The 20,003-nt window shown below is 45.4% G+C and carries 18 protein-coding genes; 6 read left to right on the plus strand and 12 right to left on the minus strand.

The genetic code is table 11. The annotated features are described in order from the left end of the window. Positions 1-212 precede the first annotated feature (212 nt). A complete protein-coding gene (holA, locus tag P2W76_RS09535) occupies positions 213-1,241 on the plus strand; it encodes a DNA polymerase III subunit delta (RefSeq protein ID WP_276347569.1) in 1,029 nt (342 codons plus the stop codon). 92 nt (positions 1,242-1,333) lie between these two features. Here the strand turns inward: holA and P2W76_RS09540 are convergent, their stop codons facing one another. From P2W76_RS09540 to map, 4 genes are all read right to left on the minus strand, one after another. Continuing rightward, positions 1,334-2,254 (minus strand): hypothetical protein, encoded by a 921-nt coding sequence (locus P2W76_RS09540; protein WP_276347570.1) that lies wholly within the window; start codon positions 2,252-2,254, stop codon positions 1,334-1,336. Positions 2,255-2,312: 58 nt separating this feature from the next. Then, positions 2,313-2,729, minus strand: a complete 417-nt coding sequence (locus tag P2W76_RS09545) for a cupin domain-containing protein (protein ID WP_276347571.1) — start codon at positions 2,727-2,729, stop codon at positions 2,313-2,315. 236 nt (positions 2,730-2,965) lie between these two features. Beyond that, on the minus strand, positions 2,966-3,838 hold the full coding sequence (locus tag P2W76_RS09550) for a pirin family protein (protein ID WP_276347572.1): 873 nt from the start codon (positions 3,836-3,838) through the stop codon (positions 2,966-2,968). 133 nt (positions 3,839-3,971) lie between these two features. After that, entirely contained in the window at positions 3,972-4,736 is a 765-nt protein-coding gene (gene map / locus P2W76_RS09555; RefSeq protein ID WP_276347574.1) for a type I methionyl aminopeptidase, read from the minus strand. Between the two features lie 464 nt (positions 4,737-5,200). Here map and P2W76_RS09560 point away from each other — a divergent pair, with 464 nt between their 5' ends. Then, positions 5,201-5,623, plus strand: a complete 423-nt coding sequence (locus tag P2W76_RS09560; RefSeq protein WP_276347575.1) for an EVE domain-containing protein — start codon at positions 5,201-5,203, stop codon at positions 5,621-5,623. Between the two features lie 152 nt (positions 5,624-5,775). Here the strand turns inward: P2W76_RS09560 and P2W76_RS09565 are convergent, their stop codons facing one another. From P2W76_RS09565 to P2W76_RS09575, 3 genes are all read right to left on the minus strand, one after another. Further along, positions 5,776-6,303 (minus strand): acyl-CoA thioesterase, encoded by a 528-nt coding sequence (locus P2W76_RS09565; RefSeq protein ID WP_276347576.1) that lies wholly within the window; start codon positions 6,301-6,303, stop codon positions 5,776-5,778. Positions 6,304-6,535: 232 nt separating this feature from the next. Beyond that, positions 6,536-7,831 (minus strand): DUF5103 domain-containing protein, encoded by a 1,296-nt coding sequence (locus P2W76_RS09570; protein WP_276347577.1) that lies wholly within the window; start codon positions 7,829-7,831, stop codon positions 6,536-6,538. Positions 7,832-7,952: 121 nt separating this feature from the next. Next, positions 7,953-9,869, minus strand: a complete 1,917-nt coding sequence (locus P2W76_RS09575; RefSeq protein WP_276347578.1) for an ABC-F family ATP-binding cassette domain-containing protein — start codon at positions 9,867-9,869, stop codon at positions 7,953-7,955. A gap of 242 nt (positions 9,870-10,111) precedes the next feature. On the opposite strand from P2W76_RS09575, the gene P2W76_RS09580 reads away from it, so the two are divergent. Then, positions 10,112-12,544 carry an AsmA-like C-terminal region-containing protein gene (locus P2W76_RS09580; RefSeq protein ID WP_276347579.1) on the plus strand — a complete coding sequence of 811 codons (2,433 nt, stop codon included), beginning with the start codon at positions 10,112-10,114 and terminating at the stop codon, positions 12,542-12,544. Between the two features lie 3 nt (positions 12,545-12,547). Here the strand turns inward: P2W76_RS09580 and P2W76_RS09585 are convergent, their stop codons facing one another. Further along, the gene (locus P2W76_RS09585; protein ID WP_276347580.1) at positions 12,548-13,300 is read right to left on the minus strand and encodes an isoprenylcysteine carboxylmethyltransferase family protein; all 753 of its coding nucleotides are present in this window, start codon (positions 13,298-13,300) and stop codon (positions 12,548-12,550) included. A gap of 612 nt (positions 13,301-13,912) precedes the next feature. Here P2W76_RS09585 and P2W76_RS09590 point away from each other — a divergent pair. Next, on the plus strand, positions 13,913-14,947 hold the full coding sequence (locus tag P2W76_RS09590) for a quinone-dependent dihydroorotate dehydrogenase (RefSeq protein ID WP_276347581.1): 1,035 nt from the start codon (positions 13,913-13,915) through the stop codon (positions 14,945-14,947). A gap of 61 nt (positions 14,948-15,008) precedes the next feature. Continuing rightward, positions 15,009-15,587, plus strand: a complete 579-nt coding sequence (locus P2W76_RS09595) for a PDC sensor domain-containing protein (RefSeq protein WP_276347582.1) — start codon at positions 15,009-15,011, stop codon at positions 15,585-15,587. Between the two features lie 23 nt (positions 15,588-15,610). On the opposite strand, the gene P2W76_RS09600 is transcribed toward P2W76_RS09595, so the two are convergent. Together P2W76_RS09600 and P2W76_RS09605 are read right to left on the minus strand one after the other, a co-directional pair. Next, on the minus strand, positions 15,611-16,474 hold the full coding sequence (locus P2W76_RS09600; RefSeq protein ID WP_276347583.1) for a nucleotidyl transferase AbiEii/AbiGii toxin family protein: 864 nt from the start codon (positions 16,472-16,474) through the stop codon (positions 15,611-15,613). Continuing rightward, on the minus strand, positions 16,471-17,109 hold the full coding sequence (locus P2W76_RS09605) for a hypothetical protein (RefSeq protein ID WP_276347584.1): 639 nt from the start codon (positions 17,107-17,109) through the stop codon (positions 16,471-16,473). The genes P2W76_RS09600 and P2W76_RS09605 overlap by 4 nt, the downstream gene beginning before the upstream one ends. Before the next feature lie 265 nt (positions 17,110-17,374). On the opposite strand from P2W76_RS09605, the gene P2W76_RS09610 reads away from it, so the two are divergent. Continuing rightward, positions 17,375-17,905 (plus strand): DUF6705 family protein, encoded by a 531-nt coding sequence (locus P2W76_RS09610; protein WP_276347585.1) that lies wholly within the window; start codon positions 17,375-17,377, stop codon positions 17,903-17,905. Between the two features lie 58 nt (positions 17,906-17,963). On the opposite strand, the gene P2W76_RS09615 is transcribed toward P2W76_RS09610, so the two are convergent. Beyond that, positions 17,964-18,485: a hypothetical protein gene (locus P2W76_RS09615; protein WP_276347586.1), complete on the minus strand. Its 522-nt coding sequence runs from the start codon at positions 18,483-18,485 to the stop codon at positions 17,964-17,966. Positions 18,486-18,687: 202 nt separating this feature from the next. Continuing rightward, positions 18,688-19,605 carry a hypothetical protein gene (locus P2W76_RS09620; protein WP_276347587.1) on the minus strand — a complete coding sequence of 306 codons (918 nt, stop codon included), beginning with the start codon at positions 19,603-19,605 and terminating at the stop codon, positions 18,688-18,690. Positions 19,606-20,003 lie beyond the last annotated feature (398 nt).

The raw sequence follows: 20,003 nt of genomic DNA on the forward strand, positions 1-20,003 counted from the left end.
GGTATAATCAGGCCTGCTTTGTGCCCTTTGAATATCAAGGCCAGAATTCCTTTTAAACTATGACATAGGGCTTGCCCCCGTATCATACTCAGCGGTTAAACAGGCATCCTGCAAAATTCCAATAATTTCCTTCTTCTCCAACTTTAATTGTTGCATTATTTAAACCTATGCATCTTGAAAGGACGCAATATTTCGTAATTTGCCTCCTCAAAATGAACATCAGCGACCTTATTAAAGACCTTAAAAACCGCAAATTCAAGCCGGTGTATCTTTTGCACGGAGAAGAATCTTATTATATCGATAAGGTAAGTGATTATATCGAAGCAAACGTGCTGAACGATGCCGAAAAGGGTTTTAACCAGTCTGTTTTTTATGGAAAGGACAGTGATGTGATGAGCATCGTCAATTCCGCCAAGCGCTTCCCGATGATGAGTGAATACCAGGTGGTGATCGTTAAGGAAGCCCAGGACCTGAAGTGGGGCAAGGATGACGATGGGAAGAAATCAGCTGACCCGCTGTTAACGTACCTTGAGAATCCTGTTCCAAGTACTATCCTCGTATTTTGTTACCGGAACGGCAAATTTGATAAGCGGAAGAAGACCTACAAAGCTATTGAAAAAAAAGGCCTCGTATTCGAGTCGGCCGGGATATATGAAAGCAAAGTCCCCGGCTGGATAGAAGATTTTGTCAGGGAAAAGGGTTATTCCATACATGCCCGGGCTTCGGCGCTGCTGGCAGAATACCTGGGCAACGACCTGTCCAAAGTTGCTAATGAGCTTGAAAAGCTCATGCTTAACGTAAAACAGGGCGAGGAGATCAGCTCTACGGATGTAGAGAACAATATTGGAATCAGTAAAGAGTATAATGTATTTGAACTGCAGACTGCTATTGCCAGGAAGGATGCATTTAAGGTGAACCAGATCATTAACTATTTTGCCGCCAATCCAAAGAATAACCCTGTTCAGCTGTTATTGGGTACGCTGAATACCTATTTTTCGAAGATATTGAAGTATCATTACGCAACCGACCGCAGTCCGCAGGGGCTGGCGCGGGAACTCGGCGTTGCGCCATTCTTTGTAAAGGACTATGAAACTGCGGGAAGGAGTTTCAGCAAGCAGAAAACCTTTCAGATAATCAGCTACCTGCGTGAATGCGACCTGAAGACTAAGGGGGTCGATGCCAGCGGGAATACAGAGGACGCGGAATTAATAAAGGAGTTATTGTTTAAGATCATTCATTAAAGGAGCCTGCGGATGGCCTGGCGTGTAATTTAAACGCAAGGGGCACGAAGTCCGCCGGACAGGGAAACCTTTGCAATCTTGCGTTAAAAATTTTAACGTTTTCTCCCAACAACATTCAAATTAATCACACTCGAATGGGGGTACCCCAGGGTATTGCCGGGATTTACGCTGACCAGGTTTTTTAGATAAACATCGACTATACCCTTGACCACGCGGGTTTTAGTTTCCCGGAATTCCGGCATTACGCCAACCAGGAAGTCCTTAAAAGTCATCTTCCCCTTGTGGTCTACTATCACCTGGAACGAGTATTGGAAATCCTGGTAAGCTTTATCGATGCGGATCCGGTATTCAGGATAGAGATATTCTTCCGACCGGCTGATATAGCCCAGGTAGGGGTCGGCTGTTGGTTTTACTTTTTCGACCTGCAGGATAGGGCTCCTGCTGGTTAATACCACGGGGTTGCGCGCAGCAAAGGCGCTATCCGGATCGCTGTTTGCCTGGATAGCCCGGTATTTAATGAAGAGGCTATCCTCGCGGCTGGGTTCCCGAAGCTTTTCTGCAGTAGTTTTCAGTACCTTACTGATATAATCGTGGGAATACAGGGTCATGTAAACATCGGAAAGTTCTTCTTTTACCACCCTCGATTCGAGCTCCATGACCTGCAGGATCAGGCTGTCTTTACTGACATGCTTTACCCTGAACCAATCGCGTGCAAAATGAAACAAGGCCTTATGGCTATGGAAGATCCGGTAGGGCATATATTGCTGCCTTTCCGGACTGTATATCCTGATCGAATCTTCTGCACTGAAGTAAACCTCCCATTCGGGCTGCAGCTGGAAACCAGACTCGTGAAAAGACAATCCGTTATCAAAGCGGCGATGCACCTCGCTGTATTTAATGCCGATCACGTCAGTGAAAGTGGGTGGCGGTTCTTCATTGATATTGGTAATGTAGTAGCAGGAGGAAAGAAAAAAGCTTATAAGTACCGGCAGGATCCTGAACAGAAATTTCATCAGGGGTGAAATTAAGAAAATTTGGCAATTAGTAACAGCGCCGGCAGCAGTGGCGGTTTTAGCCTTTCCTGTTTTCTTTAAACCAATTCACAATCGATGGCATATGCCTTTCGAATCCGCCGGGAATGAAAAAGTTAAGGATGCCGGTGCGGTAATTGGTCCGGTTGGCAAAATCATGCTGTACTGTTGCCGGTATTTTCAGGAAAGATCCTTTTTCGGCGTCTACCCATTCCTCACCCACGAGGAAGGTGCAGGTGCCTTCGAGGACATAAAAGATTTCGTCATTGGCTTCATGGCTATGAGCGCCCGGTCCGTCAGAGTTCGGGTCGAGCCACCATTCTGAAACGGAATATTGTTCATCGGTTTCCTCTTCGTCGGCCTTGAAAATAGCCTTCATTGAGCCCAGGTTGTATCTCCGCCCTTCATCAGGCCTTAATATGATCAAACCGTCTGTATCTGTTTGGGCAGTGGTCATAGTAGATGTTTACTTCATGGCAGAATAGATGAATGTGTCGGAGCTCCCGTCCATAAGGCTTAAGGGATACCTTTTAGCATTATCATCCTGATTATGACCCTAATATAGGTGCTTATTAACTAACACACCTAAAATACTTTTACATAGTTGACTATTTATTAACATTGCGATTCGGGGATGTTCTTCGGTAACGCAAACGAATGCCTTCCCGCAAGGAAAGGCACCCGCTTGATTTTTTAATCCGCTAAAACCCCGAACTTTCCCTGGTTGTAGTCAGCGATCGCCTGGCGAATTTCTGCTTCGCTGTTCATTACAAAAGGACCGTAACTTACTATGGGTTCGTTCAATGGTTCGCCGCTCAGCAGCAAAACCACGCTTTTGCCTTTCGACCTGATAGAAATTTCTTCTCCTTCATTAGCAAACAATACAAAGCTGTGCTCGCCGGCTTCCCTGCCGTTTACTTCTATAGCTCCGTTCACCACCAGCAAAGCTGCATTATGGCTTGCAGGAATAGAAGTGCTGACTTCACCTCCCTCGTTCAGTTTAATATCAGATAGGTTTACCGGGCTGTAGGTAGCTGCCGGGCCTTTAATGCCGTTGAAATCTCCCGAAATAACATTTACCAGGCCGGCATTGTCCGGCAGTTCCAATTTACCCATGCCCGCTGCGGTAAGTTCCTGGTAATGAGGGATGGTGGATTTATCTTTCTTAGGAAGGTTGACCCAAAGCTGCACCATTTCAAAAAGGCCGCCAGTCCTAGAGAAAGATTCTTCATGGTATTCTTTATGCAGGATGCCATTGCCGGCGGTCATCCATTGCACATCGCCTGGGTTGATCACGCCTGAACTCCCTGTGCTGTCGTGATGGGCTACCCTTCCTTTATAGGCAATAGTAACCGTTTCGAAGCCCTTATGGGGATGCACACCCACGCCTCTTGAATGCTCGGAAGGTCCAAAATCATATTCCGGGTTAAAATCCAGCAGTAAGAACGGACTGATCCGTTCCTGCGGTATACCCGCTCCCGGTATATAATTGAAGACCCGGAATCCATCACCAACCATATGCGGTTTGGTGGTATTTGCTACAACTTTTTCAATGAGCTTTTTCATCGTAAAATTCCTTTCATTTAATGAATGCAATTTACGTCGGTGCCCCCTGGAATTTCTTGATTTAGATTAAGAATTGGGAGAGGGAATATGCAGATTAATTAACGCCGGATCGGCTACAATGGGGAATTTTACCTTAGTTCCAAATGCCATTCGCCGCTGTCAATATAACCGGCCTGCCGTCAGTAACAACAATCGTATGCTCATGCTGCGCCATAAAACCGCCCTTATTTCCAACCATTGTCCAGCCATCGGGCAGGGTTTCTGCGTATGTGGATGCGGTGGAGATGAATGTCTCAATAGCAACCACAGAATTCTTCTTAAACCTGGCCGGGTTATATTTATCGCGGTAATTTGCAATTTCTCCGGGCTCTTCGTGGAGGCTTCTTCCTATACCGTGCCCGGTTAAATTCTTAATGACTTTGTAGCCTCTTTTCTTCGCTTCAGTTTCGATCAGGTGGCCGATGTCGGCAATCCGGACCCCGCCCTTTATATTGGCTATGGCCTTCTGCAGGATCTGTTTTGAAGCATCGATCAGTTGCTGGTGCTTGTTAATATCTGTCCCTATCACAAAGGAATCGCCATTGTCAGACCAGAAACCATCCAGTTCTGCAGAAACATCAATGTTTATTAAGTCGCCTTCACCCAGTATTCGCTTTTCGGACGGGATGCCGTGACAAAATTCATTGTTCACGCTGATGCAGGTCCAGCCCGGGAAATCATAGGTCAGATGCGGCGCTGATCTGGCTCCCAGGTCCCTGAGGATCTGCCCGCCGTAGTTATCCAGTTCCTTCGTCGTCATGCCCGCCCGGGCAAAATTTCTCATTTCCTTCAGTGTATAAGCAACGGCGTCGCTGGCTTTTTTCATACCGAGCAATTCACTCTCGTTTGTAATCGACATATTTCTTTTTTGAGAACCGGCTTTATAGCGCGATAGTTAATGCCGGTTAGCACAAAGATACGAAAAAAGGACGTGCTGGAAGCGAATCACCCCACCCACGTTTCAGCGTAAGGGGGAGCCACGGTAGAGCATTTCCAGGATAATACCTGTACATTGCTTCGAACTAAAGCTTGATCTCCTCCATACACCAAATGCGGACGAACAGATTGTGGCTCTACCAATTCAATAAAATGTTGCAGATTTTTTAATAGCGGACCGCTTAATGTCTGGGTAGATTAATTTGGATTGTCTTGACTCTGATTTTGGATTATCCGGATCTAAACTTTGGAATTTCTGATGAGTTCTCCGATTCTGATGCTCCAGTTCTCGAAACAGAAATTAGCAGGACTGATTTTTAATTTGCCGGCAGATAAGCTGCTGTGATCACAATTTCTTATTTTTGAATCCTAATACAAACAAAACAAATGAACTACTGGCTAATCAAATCCGAACCCCACAAATACAGCTGGGATAAATTTAACAAGGACGGTAAAACCTTCTGGGATGGAGTAAGGAATTACCAGGCCAGGAACAACCTGCGGGAAATGAAAGAGGGCGACCTGGTGTTGTTTTATCACAGTAATGAAGGCAAGGAAGTAGTTGGAATAGCCAAGGTGGTTGGTGAGTCATACCAGGATCCGACGACTGATGATACGAACTGGGTAGTGGTAGATTTCGCCCCGGTAGAACCGCTAAAAAAGCCCGTTACCCTGGCTCAGATCAAAGCGGATGCGCAATTGAAGGATATCAACCTGGTCAGGCAGGGGAGGTTATCGGTTGTTTCAATAAAAAGGGAAGAGTTTGACAGGATAGTGGAGATGGGAAGCGGGTCAGGAGTTGAAAGTTGAAAGTTGAAAGTTGAAAGTTGAAAGTTGAAAGTTGAAACCCGATAGCTATCGGGTTGAAAACTGAAAGTGTGAAACTGACTATCGATCACTGATTACTGATTACTGAATACTGAATACCGGTCACTGACCACCGATCACCGAACACCGCCGGGTTAAGCCTTTCCTTCCAAAAACAAAGCCTTCAATTCCAGCGCATCGTGTGCTTTCATTTTACCGGCCAGTACCAGCCGCAGCTGCCGGCGGCGCAGGGCGCCATCATATAGTTTTTGCTCCTCATCCGTTTCAGGCTGAATAGGCGGGACGGGGATAGTTCTGCCCTCCTGGTCGAGCGCTACGAAGGTATAAAAGGCTTCGTTCGACTTAACCCGCGATCCGGAGGGGATATTCTCTGCCCATACTGAAAGCCTGACCTCCACCGAAGTGTTGAATGCCCTGGTTACCTTTGCTTCGATCGTAATTACATCACCGAGCTTGATCGGATGCTGGAATGACACGTTGTCAACCGATGCGGTAACCACAATCCTGTTGCAGTGCTTCTGGGCTGAAATGGCCGCAGCAATATCCATCCAGTGGAGCAGCCGGCCTCCCATTAAATTATTCAGGGTATTGGTGTCGTTGGGAAGAACAAGTTCATTCATTATTGTGAATGAGTTCTTAGGGTTTTTGGACAGGATGCTCATGGGGACAAATATAGTTATACGTTGTACGTTTTACGTTTTACGTTATAAGTATCTAAACGCTGTCAAGTAACGTCTAAGTAGAAGCCTCTTTAGGCGTTAACACGGGAACTTATAACGTTGTACGTAATACGTTTTACGTTATAAGTATCTAAACGCTGTCAAGTAACGTCTAAGTAGAAGCCTCTTTAGGCGTTAACACGAGAACGTACAGCGTATAACGTATCACGTACAACTACCTTTTAACCGTATTCACCTGGCTGAACCCGATCAGCTCATCCCACCTGCTTCCCGGTTTACGGTAGTAAAAGAAAATCTGGTAATCATTTTCAGTTTCAAAGTGAGAACCATCGAAGACAATATCATCGCGGGTTTTGCCATCGCCGCTTACCCAGATGTAATGATAATCGAACACACCCTGCTTGACGAATACAGATCCGCGGAAGCGGTTGCTGATCTCATCATAAGTCAGCTTATTGTTTAGCTGGTAGTCGTTAAACTGGCCCACCACATAGGCATCACCGTCGGCAGATGGCTTTTTGCTTGCCAGGGAGAGCCTGACCGTGGAGTAATCCCCGTCGGTACGGTTGTCGCGGCCGTCGGTGTTCCGGATCATGAAAGCGCCGTTTTCATCGTACATAAAAGTATAGCCGGGCCGGTTTTCTGAAACTTCGGTGACCAGGTCTATCGTGTTGGCTGTGTCGCTGCTGATCTTTGAAACCCGCTCGGTACGGAAACGCAGGCTGCGGATATCGAACCGCCTGAATTCTGAACCGCCCTTAAAATCGACGCTGCGAAGATCATTGTAAACGAGCTGCCCGGGCCGTATAAAGGTGGGCTTCAAAACGGTTTGCATATTATCGGGCCGGTTGTTTTGAGTAATAAAGACCTTTACGTCGATATACGGGTTGCTGATATTCAGCTGCCCGTGGTTGACAATGAAGTTCAGCTTCTGCCTCTGCTCACGCTCGCCGATGAGGTTTGAGCTGGCGATCTCAGCACCGATAGCAACCTGGGGGTTAAGCACATACATGCGGCGGGTTAAAAGAACCTTCCGTTGGTCGTTATCCTCATAGACCTTAAGCAGGTAATTGCCGGAGATCTTGGGTTTGACCGTCATGTTTGGGATCAGGAGCTCGTAATGTGTATACTTTTGAAGAGTGTTAAACGAGGAACGGTAGTCGATAATGCGGTCTTCCGTAAAGCTTTCAATGAAATCCATCGGCGACAGGCGGCTGCTTTTCCATTCTGCATCGCAATGCTCCAATGAATAGCTGATGCTCCGCGAGCCGCCGCGCAGGTCGTCGAAAGCTAATATTAGTGCCTCCTCGCTTCCCAGGGTGTAAACAGGCGTTGACTGCTCCTTCGAACGATTGTAAAACTCTACCGTCCGGATCTCGGGGATGTATACAAAATTCTCATAACGGATCTCATTCTGCGGAGTTTCTGCAGGCCGTACCCTGGCTTTTTTCTGAGCGAACCCGGAACTGATCCCGGACAGTATTAAGAAGAGAATTAATGTTCGCTGCATAATGATCAGTATTGGGCTATGAGCTGTGAGATATGGGCCATGAGATATGAGATATGGGCTGCGGCTCAAAGCTCATAGCCCTAAACCCAAAGCCCCTGGCTCAAAGCCCATAGCCCATAGCTTACAGCCCATAGCTCATTATCTCCTCAGCCATCCGTTCCCATTCGGCCTGGGCCTTTAGTAAACGGGGACTTAACTGCTGATAACGGCGGTTGGCTTCAGATAGTTTCCCGCTGTCTGAATATATTTCTTCTTTCGCCAGTTCTGCCTCTGCATTCTTTACCGATGTTTCCAGCTCAGCGATCTCTTCTTCAAGTTTCTGAAGCGCCTGGTTCAGCTTTTTAAGATCATTGGCCTTATTCTCAGACTGAACTTTGGGTTTCTCCGCTTTCTTCTCTTCCTTTTTAGGTGCTTCGGCAACTATGGCCTTAGGCACATACACCCGCCTGGAGTTCCACTCTTCGTATTCGGCGTAGGTTCCGGGATATTCCTTGATCTCCTGGTCTTCGATAAACCAGATCTTATTGGCCACGTTATCCAGCAGGTACCTGTCGTGCGACACCACAATAAAAGTACCTTCAAACTGGTCCAATGCCTGGATAAGGATGTTCACAGATGCTATATCGAGGTGATTGGTAGGCTCATCCAGGATCAGGAAGTTGGCATCAGCCGTCAGGGCCTTCGCGAGTGCAACCCTTGATTTTTCTCCCCCGGACAGGACCTTGATCTTTTTGAAGGCGTCGTCGCCGGTGAACAGGAAGCAGCCCAGTATAGAGCGGAGTTCTGTTTCAGTATGTTTCGGTGCAAAAGCCTGAAGCTCGCGGATGATCTCGTTCTCAAGGTGCAGCGCCTCCAGCTGGTGCTGCGCAAAAAAGGTTTGCGTTACGTTATGCCCGGTTTCGCACATGCCTGTAAAGTTCTTGTCCGCACCGGCAATGATCCTCAGAACGGTGGATTTACCACGTCCGTTGGCTCCGATCAGGGCTATCTTATCACCCTTTTCGATAGTTGCTGTTGCATTTTTAACAATAGGTACACCCGGATAGGATTTGGTCAGGTCTTCAATGCGTACCACGTGGCGGCCCGACTGCTTGCTGAACTTAAAGCTGAAGTTCACGGAAGGGTTATCATCATCCACATCATCCACACGTTCCATTTTTTCAAGGGCCTTGATCCTTGACTGCGCCATCTTGGCCTTGCTGGCTTTAGCGCGGAAACGCTCAATAAGCCGCTCTTCCTGCTTTATTTTAGCCTGCTGGTTTTTATACTGCCCGCTTTGGATCTCCTCGCGCAATCCTTTTTCTTCCACATAGAAACTGTAGTTTCCTGCATACGGAATCAGTTTTCCCTTGCGCGATTCGACGATCTTCTTCACTACCCTGTCCAGGAAGTACCTGTCGTGCGATACGATCACGATGGCGCCTTCAAAAGCCTGTAAATAGGTTTCCAGCCATTTGATCGAGGGAAGATCCAGGTGGTTCGTAGGCTCATCCAGCAGAAGAATATCAGGCGCCTGAAGCAGGATCCTGGCAAGCATCACGCGCATCCGCCATCCCCCCGAAAATTCGGCTAGCGTGCGATGGGTATCTGCCTCGCTGAAGCCCAGCCCGGCCATGATCTCATGCGCCCGGTATTCGATATTATAGCCGTCGAGGGCTTCGAATTCCTGCTGTTTATCGCTGAGCTTATTGATCAGCTCATCAGTATATTCGGTTTCTATTTTTTTCAGAAGTTCTTCAATCTCTGTGTGAAGCTGGTTCTGGCGGCCGAAAGCTTCCATGGCTACATGCAGAATGCTTTTGTCAGACTGGTACGACAGCAGGTCCTGGTTAAGGTAGCCGATCTTGATGTCCTTCGCCATGGATATGGTACCGCTGGTGGGTGTGTAATCACCAACAATTATTTTCAGGAGGGTTGTTTTTCCGGTTCCGTTAGCACCGATCAGTCCTATTTTCTCACCTGGTTTTATATGCCAGTTTGCTTCGTCGTATAATGCCCGTGCACCGATCTCGAACGTCAGATTATTTATCGCAATCATTTGGCGCAAAAGTACGGAATTTAAGTGTTATTTGTTGCTTCGCTTCGCTCGCAATGACATTTTGCATCGGGCGCCTTGAAATTCGCTCTGCTTGTCAGCACGGGTTTCGGCGCTGCACACGGCCAGGGTTATCTCCCATATATAGAAAATTTGCCATTGGGGGTGAAGCGAAGCAATTGGCGTACATTTTGACTATATTTAATTTTATCCCAATACCGGATCACATTTTATAGAAATCATACATGCCGCGCTGGTTAAAATTAACACTCAAAATTGCAGGGGTCTTCCTTGGCCTTATCGTCGTCATGTGGATGGGCATTGCCGCCTATGTGTATTCCAACAAAAAGGAGCTGCTGACAACCATCAGCGAGCAGCTGAATGAGGACCTTAAGGGGCGCCTGGAGATTGAGCGTATGGAACCTTCCCTGATCAGGGGCTTTCCCGGCATCTCGGTTTCTCTCGAGAATGTGGTTTTAAGGGATAGCCTGTGGGATAAGCATCAGCATGACCTCCTGAACGCAAAGAATGTATTTATTGCTATTGATGCGTTTTCTATTCTGTCAGTTACGCCTACTATCAAGGATATCCGGATAGACGATGGTGCGATCTATCTTTTTACAGACAGCACCGGGGTCAGGAATACGGATATTTTTAAGAAACGGAAGAAAGGCGGTGACGGTAATGGCGGGCGGAAGAAGATCAACAGGGTTGTCTTCAACGATGTTGTCCTTACAGTTGATGACCGCCTTAAAAATAAATTATTCCGGTTTAATATAGCTGACGCTGTTGGCCGGGTAAAGTATGATGCCCGCGGCTGGAAGGGCAATGTGAAACTGGTAACTCATGTTCAGTCGTTTTCCTTTAATATAAAAAAGGGAAGTTTTATAAAGGACAAAGTGCTGAATATGAATCTGGATATGTCTTTTCTGGACGAAGATCACCTTCTGACTATACCGAACCAGCAGATCAGTATCGGTGATGATGATTTTGACGTTGGCGGGAAGTTTAAGTTTGCTCCTGATGCGACGGATTACGAGCTCGACATTAAAACATCGTCTGTCTTATATAAGAATGCACTGCCCTTATTGCCTCCTCACCTGGCTAAGAAGCTGTCGAAATACGATATTAAAAAGCCAATCAGTGTCCTGGCGTCTATTAAAGGCAAGCTCAGGCGGGGCGGCGAGCCGCTTATCAATGTATCATGGGTAGTTGATAACAATGAGCTGACCGTCGGTGGGGAGAGCATAACAGAAGTGGCTTTTACAGGCTTCTATAATAATGAATGGCTTAAGGGCGGCCCGAGAAATGATGCCAATTCGGTAGTTCGGTTTAACAGGATGAAAGGAAAATATTATGGTATTCCTTTCGTCACTGATTCTATCGTGATCAGTGACCTGAAGAAGCCGGTATTTGCCGGGAACTTCAAGTCTTCTTTTCCATTAACCAAGCTTAATGATGTGCTCGGCGGCACAACTTTCATTTTTAACAAGGGGACAGCGAAAGTCGACCTGAGCTATAAAGCGCCCTTCGATCAGAACGATAAGGGGGAGCGGTTTATCTATGGTTCTGTTAATGCCGCCAATGCCAAAGCAACCTACAAGCCTCGTAATCTTTCCCTGGAGGATATGCAGATGGTGATGAACTTCAAGGGGAGAGATCTTTTTATAAATAACCTGAAGCTTAGAAGCGGATCTTCTGCCATATCCATGGAGGGCGGAATAAAGAACTTTTCAAACCTGTACTACTCAGACCCGGAAAAGATGCTGGTCGACTGGCAGATGCGGAGCCCGCAGATTAACCTGAATGAATTTATGGCCTTCGTGGGCCGCCGGCAGGGAGGGAACAGCAGCGCATCCAAAACCAGGCGGGGTGTCCGGAAGATTTCGGGCGATCTTGACCGGATCCTGGAGCAGGCGAGTATGCGGATGAATTTGGGCATCAATAAACTGATCTATAAGAAATTTGTGGCTACCGACGTGCGGGGCCAGGTTACGCTGAGGCAATCCGGGATAGTGATGGATAATCTGAGCCTGAAGCAGGGCGGCGGAACGGTGAATGTTACCGGAAATATTGACCAGACAGGGGCGCTCAACCGTTTTACGATCGATTCCAGGATCAATAATGTGAACGTGGAGCGCTTGTTTTACGCCTTCGATAATTTTGGTCAGGATGCGATCACCAGTCAGAACCTTCGGGGCACTTTTTTTGGCGGAACATCAGTATCGGGCGCGATGAGCAACAGCGGAGTGATCGTACCGAGGTCTTTCCGGGGTACCGTACGTTTCGACATCCGGAACGGGGCGCTGGTTAATTTCGAGCCTATGACGAAGGTTGGGAACTTTGCTTTTCCAAACCGCAACTTCTCGGATATACGTTTTACGACTCTTAAAAATACGCTTACCATACGTGGTGAAAAGGTGATCATTCCTCCTATGGAGATCCGGTCGACAGTGCTTAACATATTTTTAGATGGGGTATACAGCTTCTCGAGGGGTACCAATATCGCCATTCGCGTACCTTTGCGTAATCCCTCAAAAGATGAGCAGATAGCGAATGCTTCAAAAAAGCGGGAGCGTGATCTGAAAGGGATAGTGATTAATCTCCGCGCGTTGGATGGTGATAATGGTAAAGTCAGGTTCCGCCTCGGAAAAAGAGCTCCCGAAGGTTACGAGTAAGATTCAGTAAGTATTTTCCTTCAGAAGGGAAGTGTTGTATTTGAGGTACTTAAGCACTAAATATATCACAACCGATAAAGCACCCGCAATAAGAAGCCCCTCGTTGTAATCCCTGTTTCTTTTCACAAGTTCACCTGAAATGTCGAAAAGACAAAAAATAAGAAATAAAGCGGCCAGTCCGTTTTTTTCTTGTCTTAATACTTTCTTCCAGCTGAACTTATTATCCGGTTTTACAAATGAGCTGAAATTCGGGATGATGATAGGGGTTTTACTCGCCCAGTTTAGATAGGTGCTGCCGAATTTATTTCTCAGGAACTGTTCTTCGGTAAAAATTATTCTTTCGTAGTACAGGAAATAGAAAAGTATGAAGGAAAAGGTGAACCAGAAATGGCCGGTCAGCATCGCTATACCCAGCCACATAAAGAAGTTACCTACATATAGCGGATTACGCATCGTAGAATAAATGCCCTTGGTATTTAAAACATCAGCCACCTGCCGCTCAGTATTGCGCCCGGAAGTATTATCAGCAGAGAAGCCCACGGTATATATCCTGATCACCAGGCCGAGCAGCGATACCAGCAGGCAGCTCAGCTCGTATGACATTTCATAAGGAGTCCCTTCCAGCGTCCAGTATTTTGGATCTGATTCATTTTGTAAGAATAAAAGCGCTCCCACTACAAAAACTATCAGCGGCAGTATTCCCCGATGTTTAAATAACCAGTTGCCCTGGCTTTCCATTTGCTCAATTAAGGCCATAAATTTGAATAGATAAATGTCATCGTAATGTAAGGCAATTATTGGGGAATAGCAAGGGGGGAGTTGAAACCCGATAGCTATCGGGTTGAAAACTGAAAGCTGAAAGTGGAAAACTAATCACTGATCACTGACTACTGAAAGTCGTTAGTGTCGGGTTAAAAAAAAATGTTGTCGACCCCGAAGGCGGTCATATATTTATAGCAACCGGTGTTCCCGGGCAAATCGACCCCGTCCGAACGGTGTTCATCCGGGCGACCACATTCGGGGTCGGCGCTACTGGTGATTTAATAAGGGCTTGCTTTTTAAACCTTATCAAAAAACGACCAATCTAAAGCACAAGAGCATATTTTATCAAGAACTTAGTGTCGGGTTAAAAAAATTCGTTGTCGACCGCGAAGGCGGTCGTATATTTATAGCAACTGGTGTTCCCGGGCAAATCGACCCCGGAGGTGGTCGTATGTAAGAATTTTAAATATATACGACCCGTCCGGGCGGTGTTCGTCCGGGCGGGCACCTTGGGGGGCAGCGCTACCGGGTTGGGAGTTGAGACCCGATGCTATCGGGTTGGGAGTGGAGGTTCGTTTTTTGGACGCAAACCTGTAACTTCGCTTCATGTACCAGATCATAAAGCCCATTTTATTTCAATTCGATCCCGAGAATATTCATCATTTCGTCACCGGGGGGCTTCGTGCCGCAAACCGCATCTGGGGAGTAAAGCCACTGATAAAAGGCGCCTTTAAACTGGAGGATAAAAGGCTGGAGAGGGAAGTATTCGGTTTAAAGTTCAGCAACCCTGTAGGCCTTGCGGCGGGTTTCGATAAAAATGCCCGGTTTATCAGCGAACTGGCGGGGTTTGGGTTTGGATTTATCGAGATAGGTACGGTGACCCCCCTGCCGCAGCCGGGTAATGAGAAGCCCCGGATGTTCCGTTTGCCTGCTGATGAAGCGCTCATCAACAGGATGGGGTTTAATAATCAGGGCGTGGATGTTGTCGCCCATCGTTTGAGCAAGCTCGACCGCCAGGGCCTGGTAATAGGCGGAAACATAGGAAAAAACAAACACACACCCAACGAGGACGCGCTGAGCGACTATATAAAATGTTTTGACCGCCTGTTTGATGTTGTCGATTATTTTGTAGTGAATGTAAGCTCGCCTAATACACCTGGCTTACGGGAGCTGCAGGAAAAGGAGCCTTTAAAACATATTTTGCACTCATTGCAGCAGCGTAACAGGAAAAATGATATATCCAGGCCCATATTGCTAAAGATCGCGCCCGACCTGACCGACTCACAGCTGGACGATATCATCGAGATCGTAACCGAAACGAAGATAGCGGGGGTTATTGCGACCAACACCACTATTTCGCGCGAGGGACTCTCATCGGGCGAAAGCCTTCATAAGGAGAGCGGAGGCCTCAGCGGAAAGCCTCTCACCCGCCGTTCTACAGAGGTGATACGTTATCTTTCGGATAACTCTAAGCAAGCTTTTACAATCATTGGAGTCGGAGGTATTCATACCGCTGCGGACGCTCTGGAGAAGATTGATGCGGGAGCAGCACTGGTGCAGGTTTACACCGGGTTTGTATACGAGGGGCCGGCCCTGATCAAACGGATACTGAAGGGTATTTTGAAAAAACAGGGCGCCTGACCTAAAGTCCCGGATGTTATGTATCTTACAGGTAATCCCTTCCCTGGATTAAAAACAGATTATGGATACACTGGATGAGAAGCCAAAGAGCGGGCAGATAGCCGGCGAGTTTGCAGGAGTTGCCCGATACAACAGCAGGTATGTATTTGTAACGGTTGCGGTGCTTCTTATGGCCGCGATCTGGATCGGCAAATCCATAGAGGTAAAGCATGTCCGGGAAGAAGCCCTGGAGGATAACCGTGTGCTGATGGGTGAGGCAGCAAAACATGTGCTGCATTCGCACGAAGGGCACCTGCTGCTGCTTTCCAAACCCTTCGCCTGGGCCATAAAGGCCGAGCTGCTGCAGGGTAACCTGAAACAGATCCGTTCGTATATGAACCAAATGGTTCAGAAAACCAATATTCATCACATCGCGCTTGCCGATAAAGACGGGAAGATCATTGTATCCACTGATACGCGTGAAGAGGGAAGGTCCTTTCTGACCATTGGAAAGCGGGCTTACCTGAGTAACAAACAGACTAGCCTGGAGAATGTGGGTAATAAGAAGCTCGTAGTTAGCGGGCCGGTGTTGGGGCCAGAAGGCCGTTTAGGGACGCTGATGATAAGTTATACGATACAGCCGGTTAGGTTTGTAGAATGAAAAGTTTCAGACATGCCGGCCGGCTATGCTTTACCGGAACCGATCTTTAAGTGCTTACCAAGATCATGAAAATACTTTGCCGACCAGATGTCCAATACCTTCTGATCCGGAATAAAGCGGCGGATATCGGCTTTTACCCTGTCCATATCAACAGTATCAATTCTTGCGCTTAACAATTCCCGGAACTCCTCTTCTGTAATAGTTTTTTTCTTCCAATCCCCGCTATCCAGGGCTCGCAGCACGAAATGATTTAAATTCAATGAGATACCCTTTTTAATATACCATTCCATATCGTACCAGTCACGGCCTTTTACGTTTGTCCCCCATTTGCGGAAAAGCAGCGCGTGCATTTTACCTGCGAACAAATCGGAGATGGTAAAGCACTTCACATAGAATGAAAAAGGCTTCAATAGCAGCCGCTCTTCTGTTTCGAAGCCTAACGGTGGCTCCCTGTCTACTTCAAGCTTGATCAGAATATTGGGCTTCTGACCCAGTCCGCTTTGAGGAATAATATTGTCCAGGATCAGTTCTTTCCAGATAGTTTCTGACTTCAGAAATGCCGATTCAATGTTTGTTGAAATTGTCTTTTGCTTTTCCCTGACAGATACTTGCATTCCTAACGATTCAAATTCGGCAAGCACAGCATCCAGGTACTTATTAAGCGAAAAACCGGGATTTACCTCAAGAAGTGAAAAATCAAGGTCTTCTGAAAAGCGATCCAGGCCGTAAAGTATCCGTAAAGCCGTACCCCCATAAAAAGCTGCCTTTTCAAAGAATCCGGCACGGTGCAGCCCGGCTAGTGCGATCTCCTGCATAATCTCCCGGAGCGCCTGGGTAGCTTCATCCTTATTGCCCGGCCTATAAGTATCCAGCCATTCTTTTATCATAGATCCTTAAGTGTTTTTACGAGTATAGATAAACTCTCAGCTTTGGAAGCATCCTGCACCCATTGGGACATCTTCTGCAGGTCGCATTCCTTCAGACGATCCTCATTTATCCGCAGATCTTCCAGCAAATAATTTAATACCTGCGTGCGGCTCCTCAATATTAAACCGGAAGTTGTAACTACCTTATCGAACAGCGCTTTCTCAGGCGTAGCCGTCATCGCATATTGTTCTTCAGCTAACTGGATTTGCCGGATGCCAAAGGCATAATAGGGTAGTGACAAATGTGTATAGGTAAATACTCCCAAAGGGGTTATAAATTTCCTGCTTGCTTTAGTAGTCATTGATGATACTTCATAAACCCGTTCCGGGATCCAGCCATGATAGGACAGTGCAGTATCCAGCGAGACATAACTTGGCCCCAATATATGATTAGCTAATAAAAATGGCTCAGGTTTAACCGTCGTGATTGCCGGTCCCGCGATATACAATCCTTTTTTTACTGATTCAAGTACTCCTTCATTCAGTAAAGCATGCACCTTGTCATTGGGTCTTTTGTATCCCTTTAGCAGGGAAACAACAACCTGATGCGTTAAAGGCTGGGAAGCATATGAGCGGATGGTCTGGTATAAATCCATAAACAAATGTATAAATTTTATAAGATAATCGAATAAATTTCGATTATCTTATTGTAAAAATACATATTACTGGTAAATTTGCCTTTTAATGGGACGATATGAATGCTATTCGGCCGCCGGTCTTATGTGATATTTTACATCGACCGCCTCTGGAGTCGGAAAAATCCTTATATTTCTGATGATCAGTTATACGATACACCGGTTAGGTTTCAGCAGTAATCAGTAAACACGGCACTGTCAGTGTCAGTACAACAGGTCTTGTCTAATGAGAAATTTAAATCAATTATTGATCATAACATGCATAGTCTTTTTTTCAGTATCAGGTTTTGCGCAGCAAGCAGATAAAGAAAGAGGCTTAAAAGGCGCCAAATTAGTTATAGATATAAACCCGGATTTTGCAGGCAGGTGGATTTACTCTGAGGGGGCTACAACTTTTACTTTAGTGTTAACAAAGAAAAATAATCTCTATGTGAAAAATATAAACGCTACCGTAGATTGTTTGGTAGGGCAGTTTGATTACACTAAAAACAAAGTGGTAATTGCCAGAAACATCAATAAAAGCCAGGAGCAACAAATTACAGTTGGGCTTCCCGTCAAAAGCAAACCGAATATAGTTAAGGCTGTGTATACTTATTCGAATGGGTCTAGTATTGTTGATTTAGAGCTTGTAGATAGGAACACGTTAAAATGGACGATAACTGATAAACCCGATGAAGGCCTAAGAAGACCAGGAACTACTCATAAGCCCCGAGAAATTGTCGTACCCAAAACATTGATTCTAAAGCGGTCGAAATAATGATAATACGCGATTTGACCTTGCAGACTTTCCGTTCGGGGAAGTTTACAGTATGACCTCATAATTTGTAAGTGTCATTTATGAATTTTTCAAACACAATGGGTATTGCGGCGCCCACATATTTAACATTCGGCTTGGAGAGCTTCGAAATTTTTACTTTATAATTAGTAAGAACTTTTTCCAGTATTTCAATTTTTTCGGGGGTGATTATTAAGTCGTTTTTTATTATAAAACGCATATCCTCCAAGCTTCCATTTACATTAAAGATACAGCCAATATACATCCTGCTTTTCTCTCTTGCCAGAACATCGAGTTCTGAAGATGAAAATGTATTTCTTATAGCGTTGTATATGAATTTGGTTTCCGGGAAAATTATGTCGGCCGCTCCAAATTCGTTCATCGCGTAATTTGGATTCTTAAATTTGCTTTTTACATTTCTAAATGAGTGGTTAAACTTCGTAGATGACTTCTCATAAGTCTCTGTATTACCCCTGACATTCTTTTTTGTTACCGCGACCTGCGAATACAATGTTAAACTATAAGCAAATATGATTGATATTATTAAAACTAGTATTTTCATAATTTACTTTGTTAGAAATTGAATATACGAGGATTAGTCACTAGTTGTAAGCTTCCCTGAAATTGTAGCCTTCCCGTTTTTGTATCGGGAGGTAAGTAGCCATAGTCGGAAACTGCTTACTTGCTGAACACTCTTTACTCTGCTGATTTATAATTAATTAAGTGCGATAAGAAAACACTATCGGATTTAGGTTAATAACTCGTTACGGGACGGAAGATGTTTTAGGCTTCACCCAATACTTGTCAAATGCACGCCAGTCAAAATCGGAAGTTGTCCAATAACAGGCGATTGCGATTCCATTCAGATAGTTTTCAGAAGTTTCAATAGAAGCGAGACCGCGACTTACTGTCTGTAGAGAGTTGGAGATATTTTCTATTTCCATGTTACGATATTTCTGAAGTTCTTTGTCGTTAACGAATGTTCCTATACCAATTAAATACTGAATATCACGTATCGAATTAAGAGTTTGGATGTCCCGTAACAAATAGTTGCAACTTTCGTTAAAGACATCTTGATCGGTTATCGAAGTGTCATAAAATAAAAAGGATAACTGATCTACATAGTTAATCAATGTCTTTATTTCTTGATTGGTCGTTTTTCTTTTCCAATGCTTTGTTTTCGGAGACGTCGAAACAACTACCGAGGAAATAAAGGAATCCGGCAAAATCTTCCGAAGCTTTCTGTGAAATTCGTTGACATTACGACCATAAGAGTTCACGTCACCAGGCTTTTCTGCTAATGTGGTGGAATCTAGAGCTGGTTCCCCTTTAAGAATATACTCGAAATCCACATGCACACCCGGAACTTGTAGAGAATCAATCAGTCGCTTCGTGTCGAATAATGCGTTTGCTACCCAAAGCGAATCCCCAAGATATAATTGCTTGTTCTGAACACCACCAATCCAAGGTAGAATTTTAAGCTCTGGATATAATTTTTTTAATAATGCTACACTTTTCTGGGCGCGCGCTGAAAACGGGTATTCAGGAAGTGTTCCGTCTACATTGAAGGGTCCGGCGAAGAGATAGGCATATTTTATTTTGTGAGTTTTAAGGGTTAACGCGAAACTTCGGATATCATCGTCTGTTATCGGCTGATTGTCTCTTATATTATAACCCCTCAAGTAGAGACCTTCAGTCCACAGAATTTTGTTGATTATCGATATTGTGATTAGAAGGCTTCGAATTACACCCAACTATTAGTGCTATATAAAACCCTAACAGAACAAATAAGCTTTTAAACATGACAGAATTAGCATTCTAAACGTGATGTTCGCACGTCAGCATTGGTATAATCTTTCGTATCGTTCATTGGTAAATCTTGAGACGCTCGAAAGAATAAGGCTGAAAAATCTCAGAATAGTAAGAGAACGGATCTCTTTCACTTTACCATCTCCCGCGTTATACTCATGCGAAAATGTAAGCTTCCCTGAAATTAAGACATGAAGTAATTAGACAAAAAGTTTAATTTCAAATGTCATAAAATGAAAAAGCAGCAATTCACAGAAACCCAGATCGCTAC

The organism is Daejeonella sp. JGW-45, assembly GCF_029360805.1.
Taxonomy (GTDB): Bacteria; Bacteroidota; Bacteroidia; order Sphingobacteriales; family Sphingobacteriaceae; genus Daejeonella.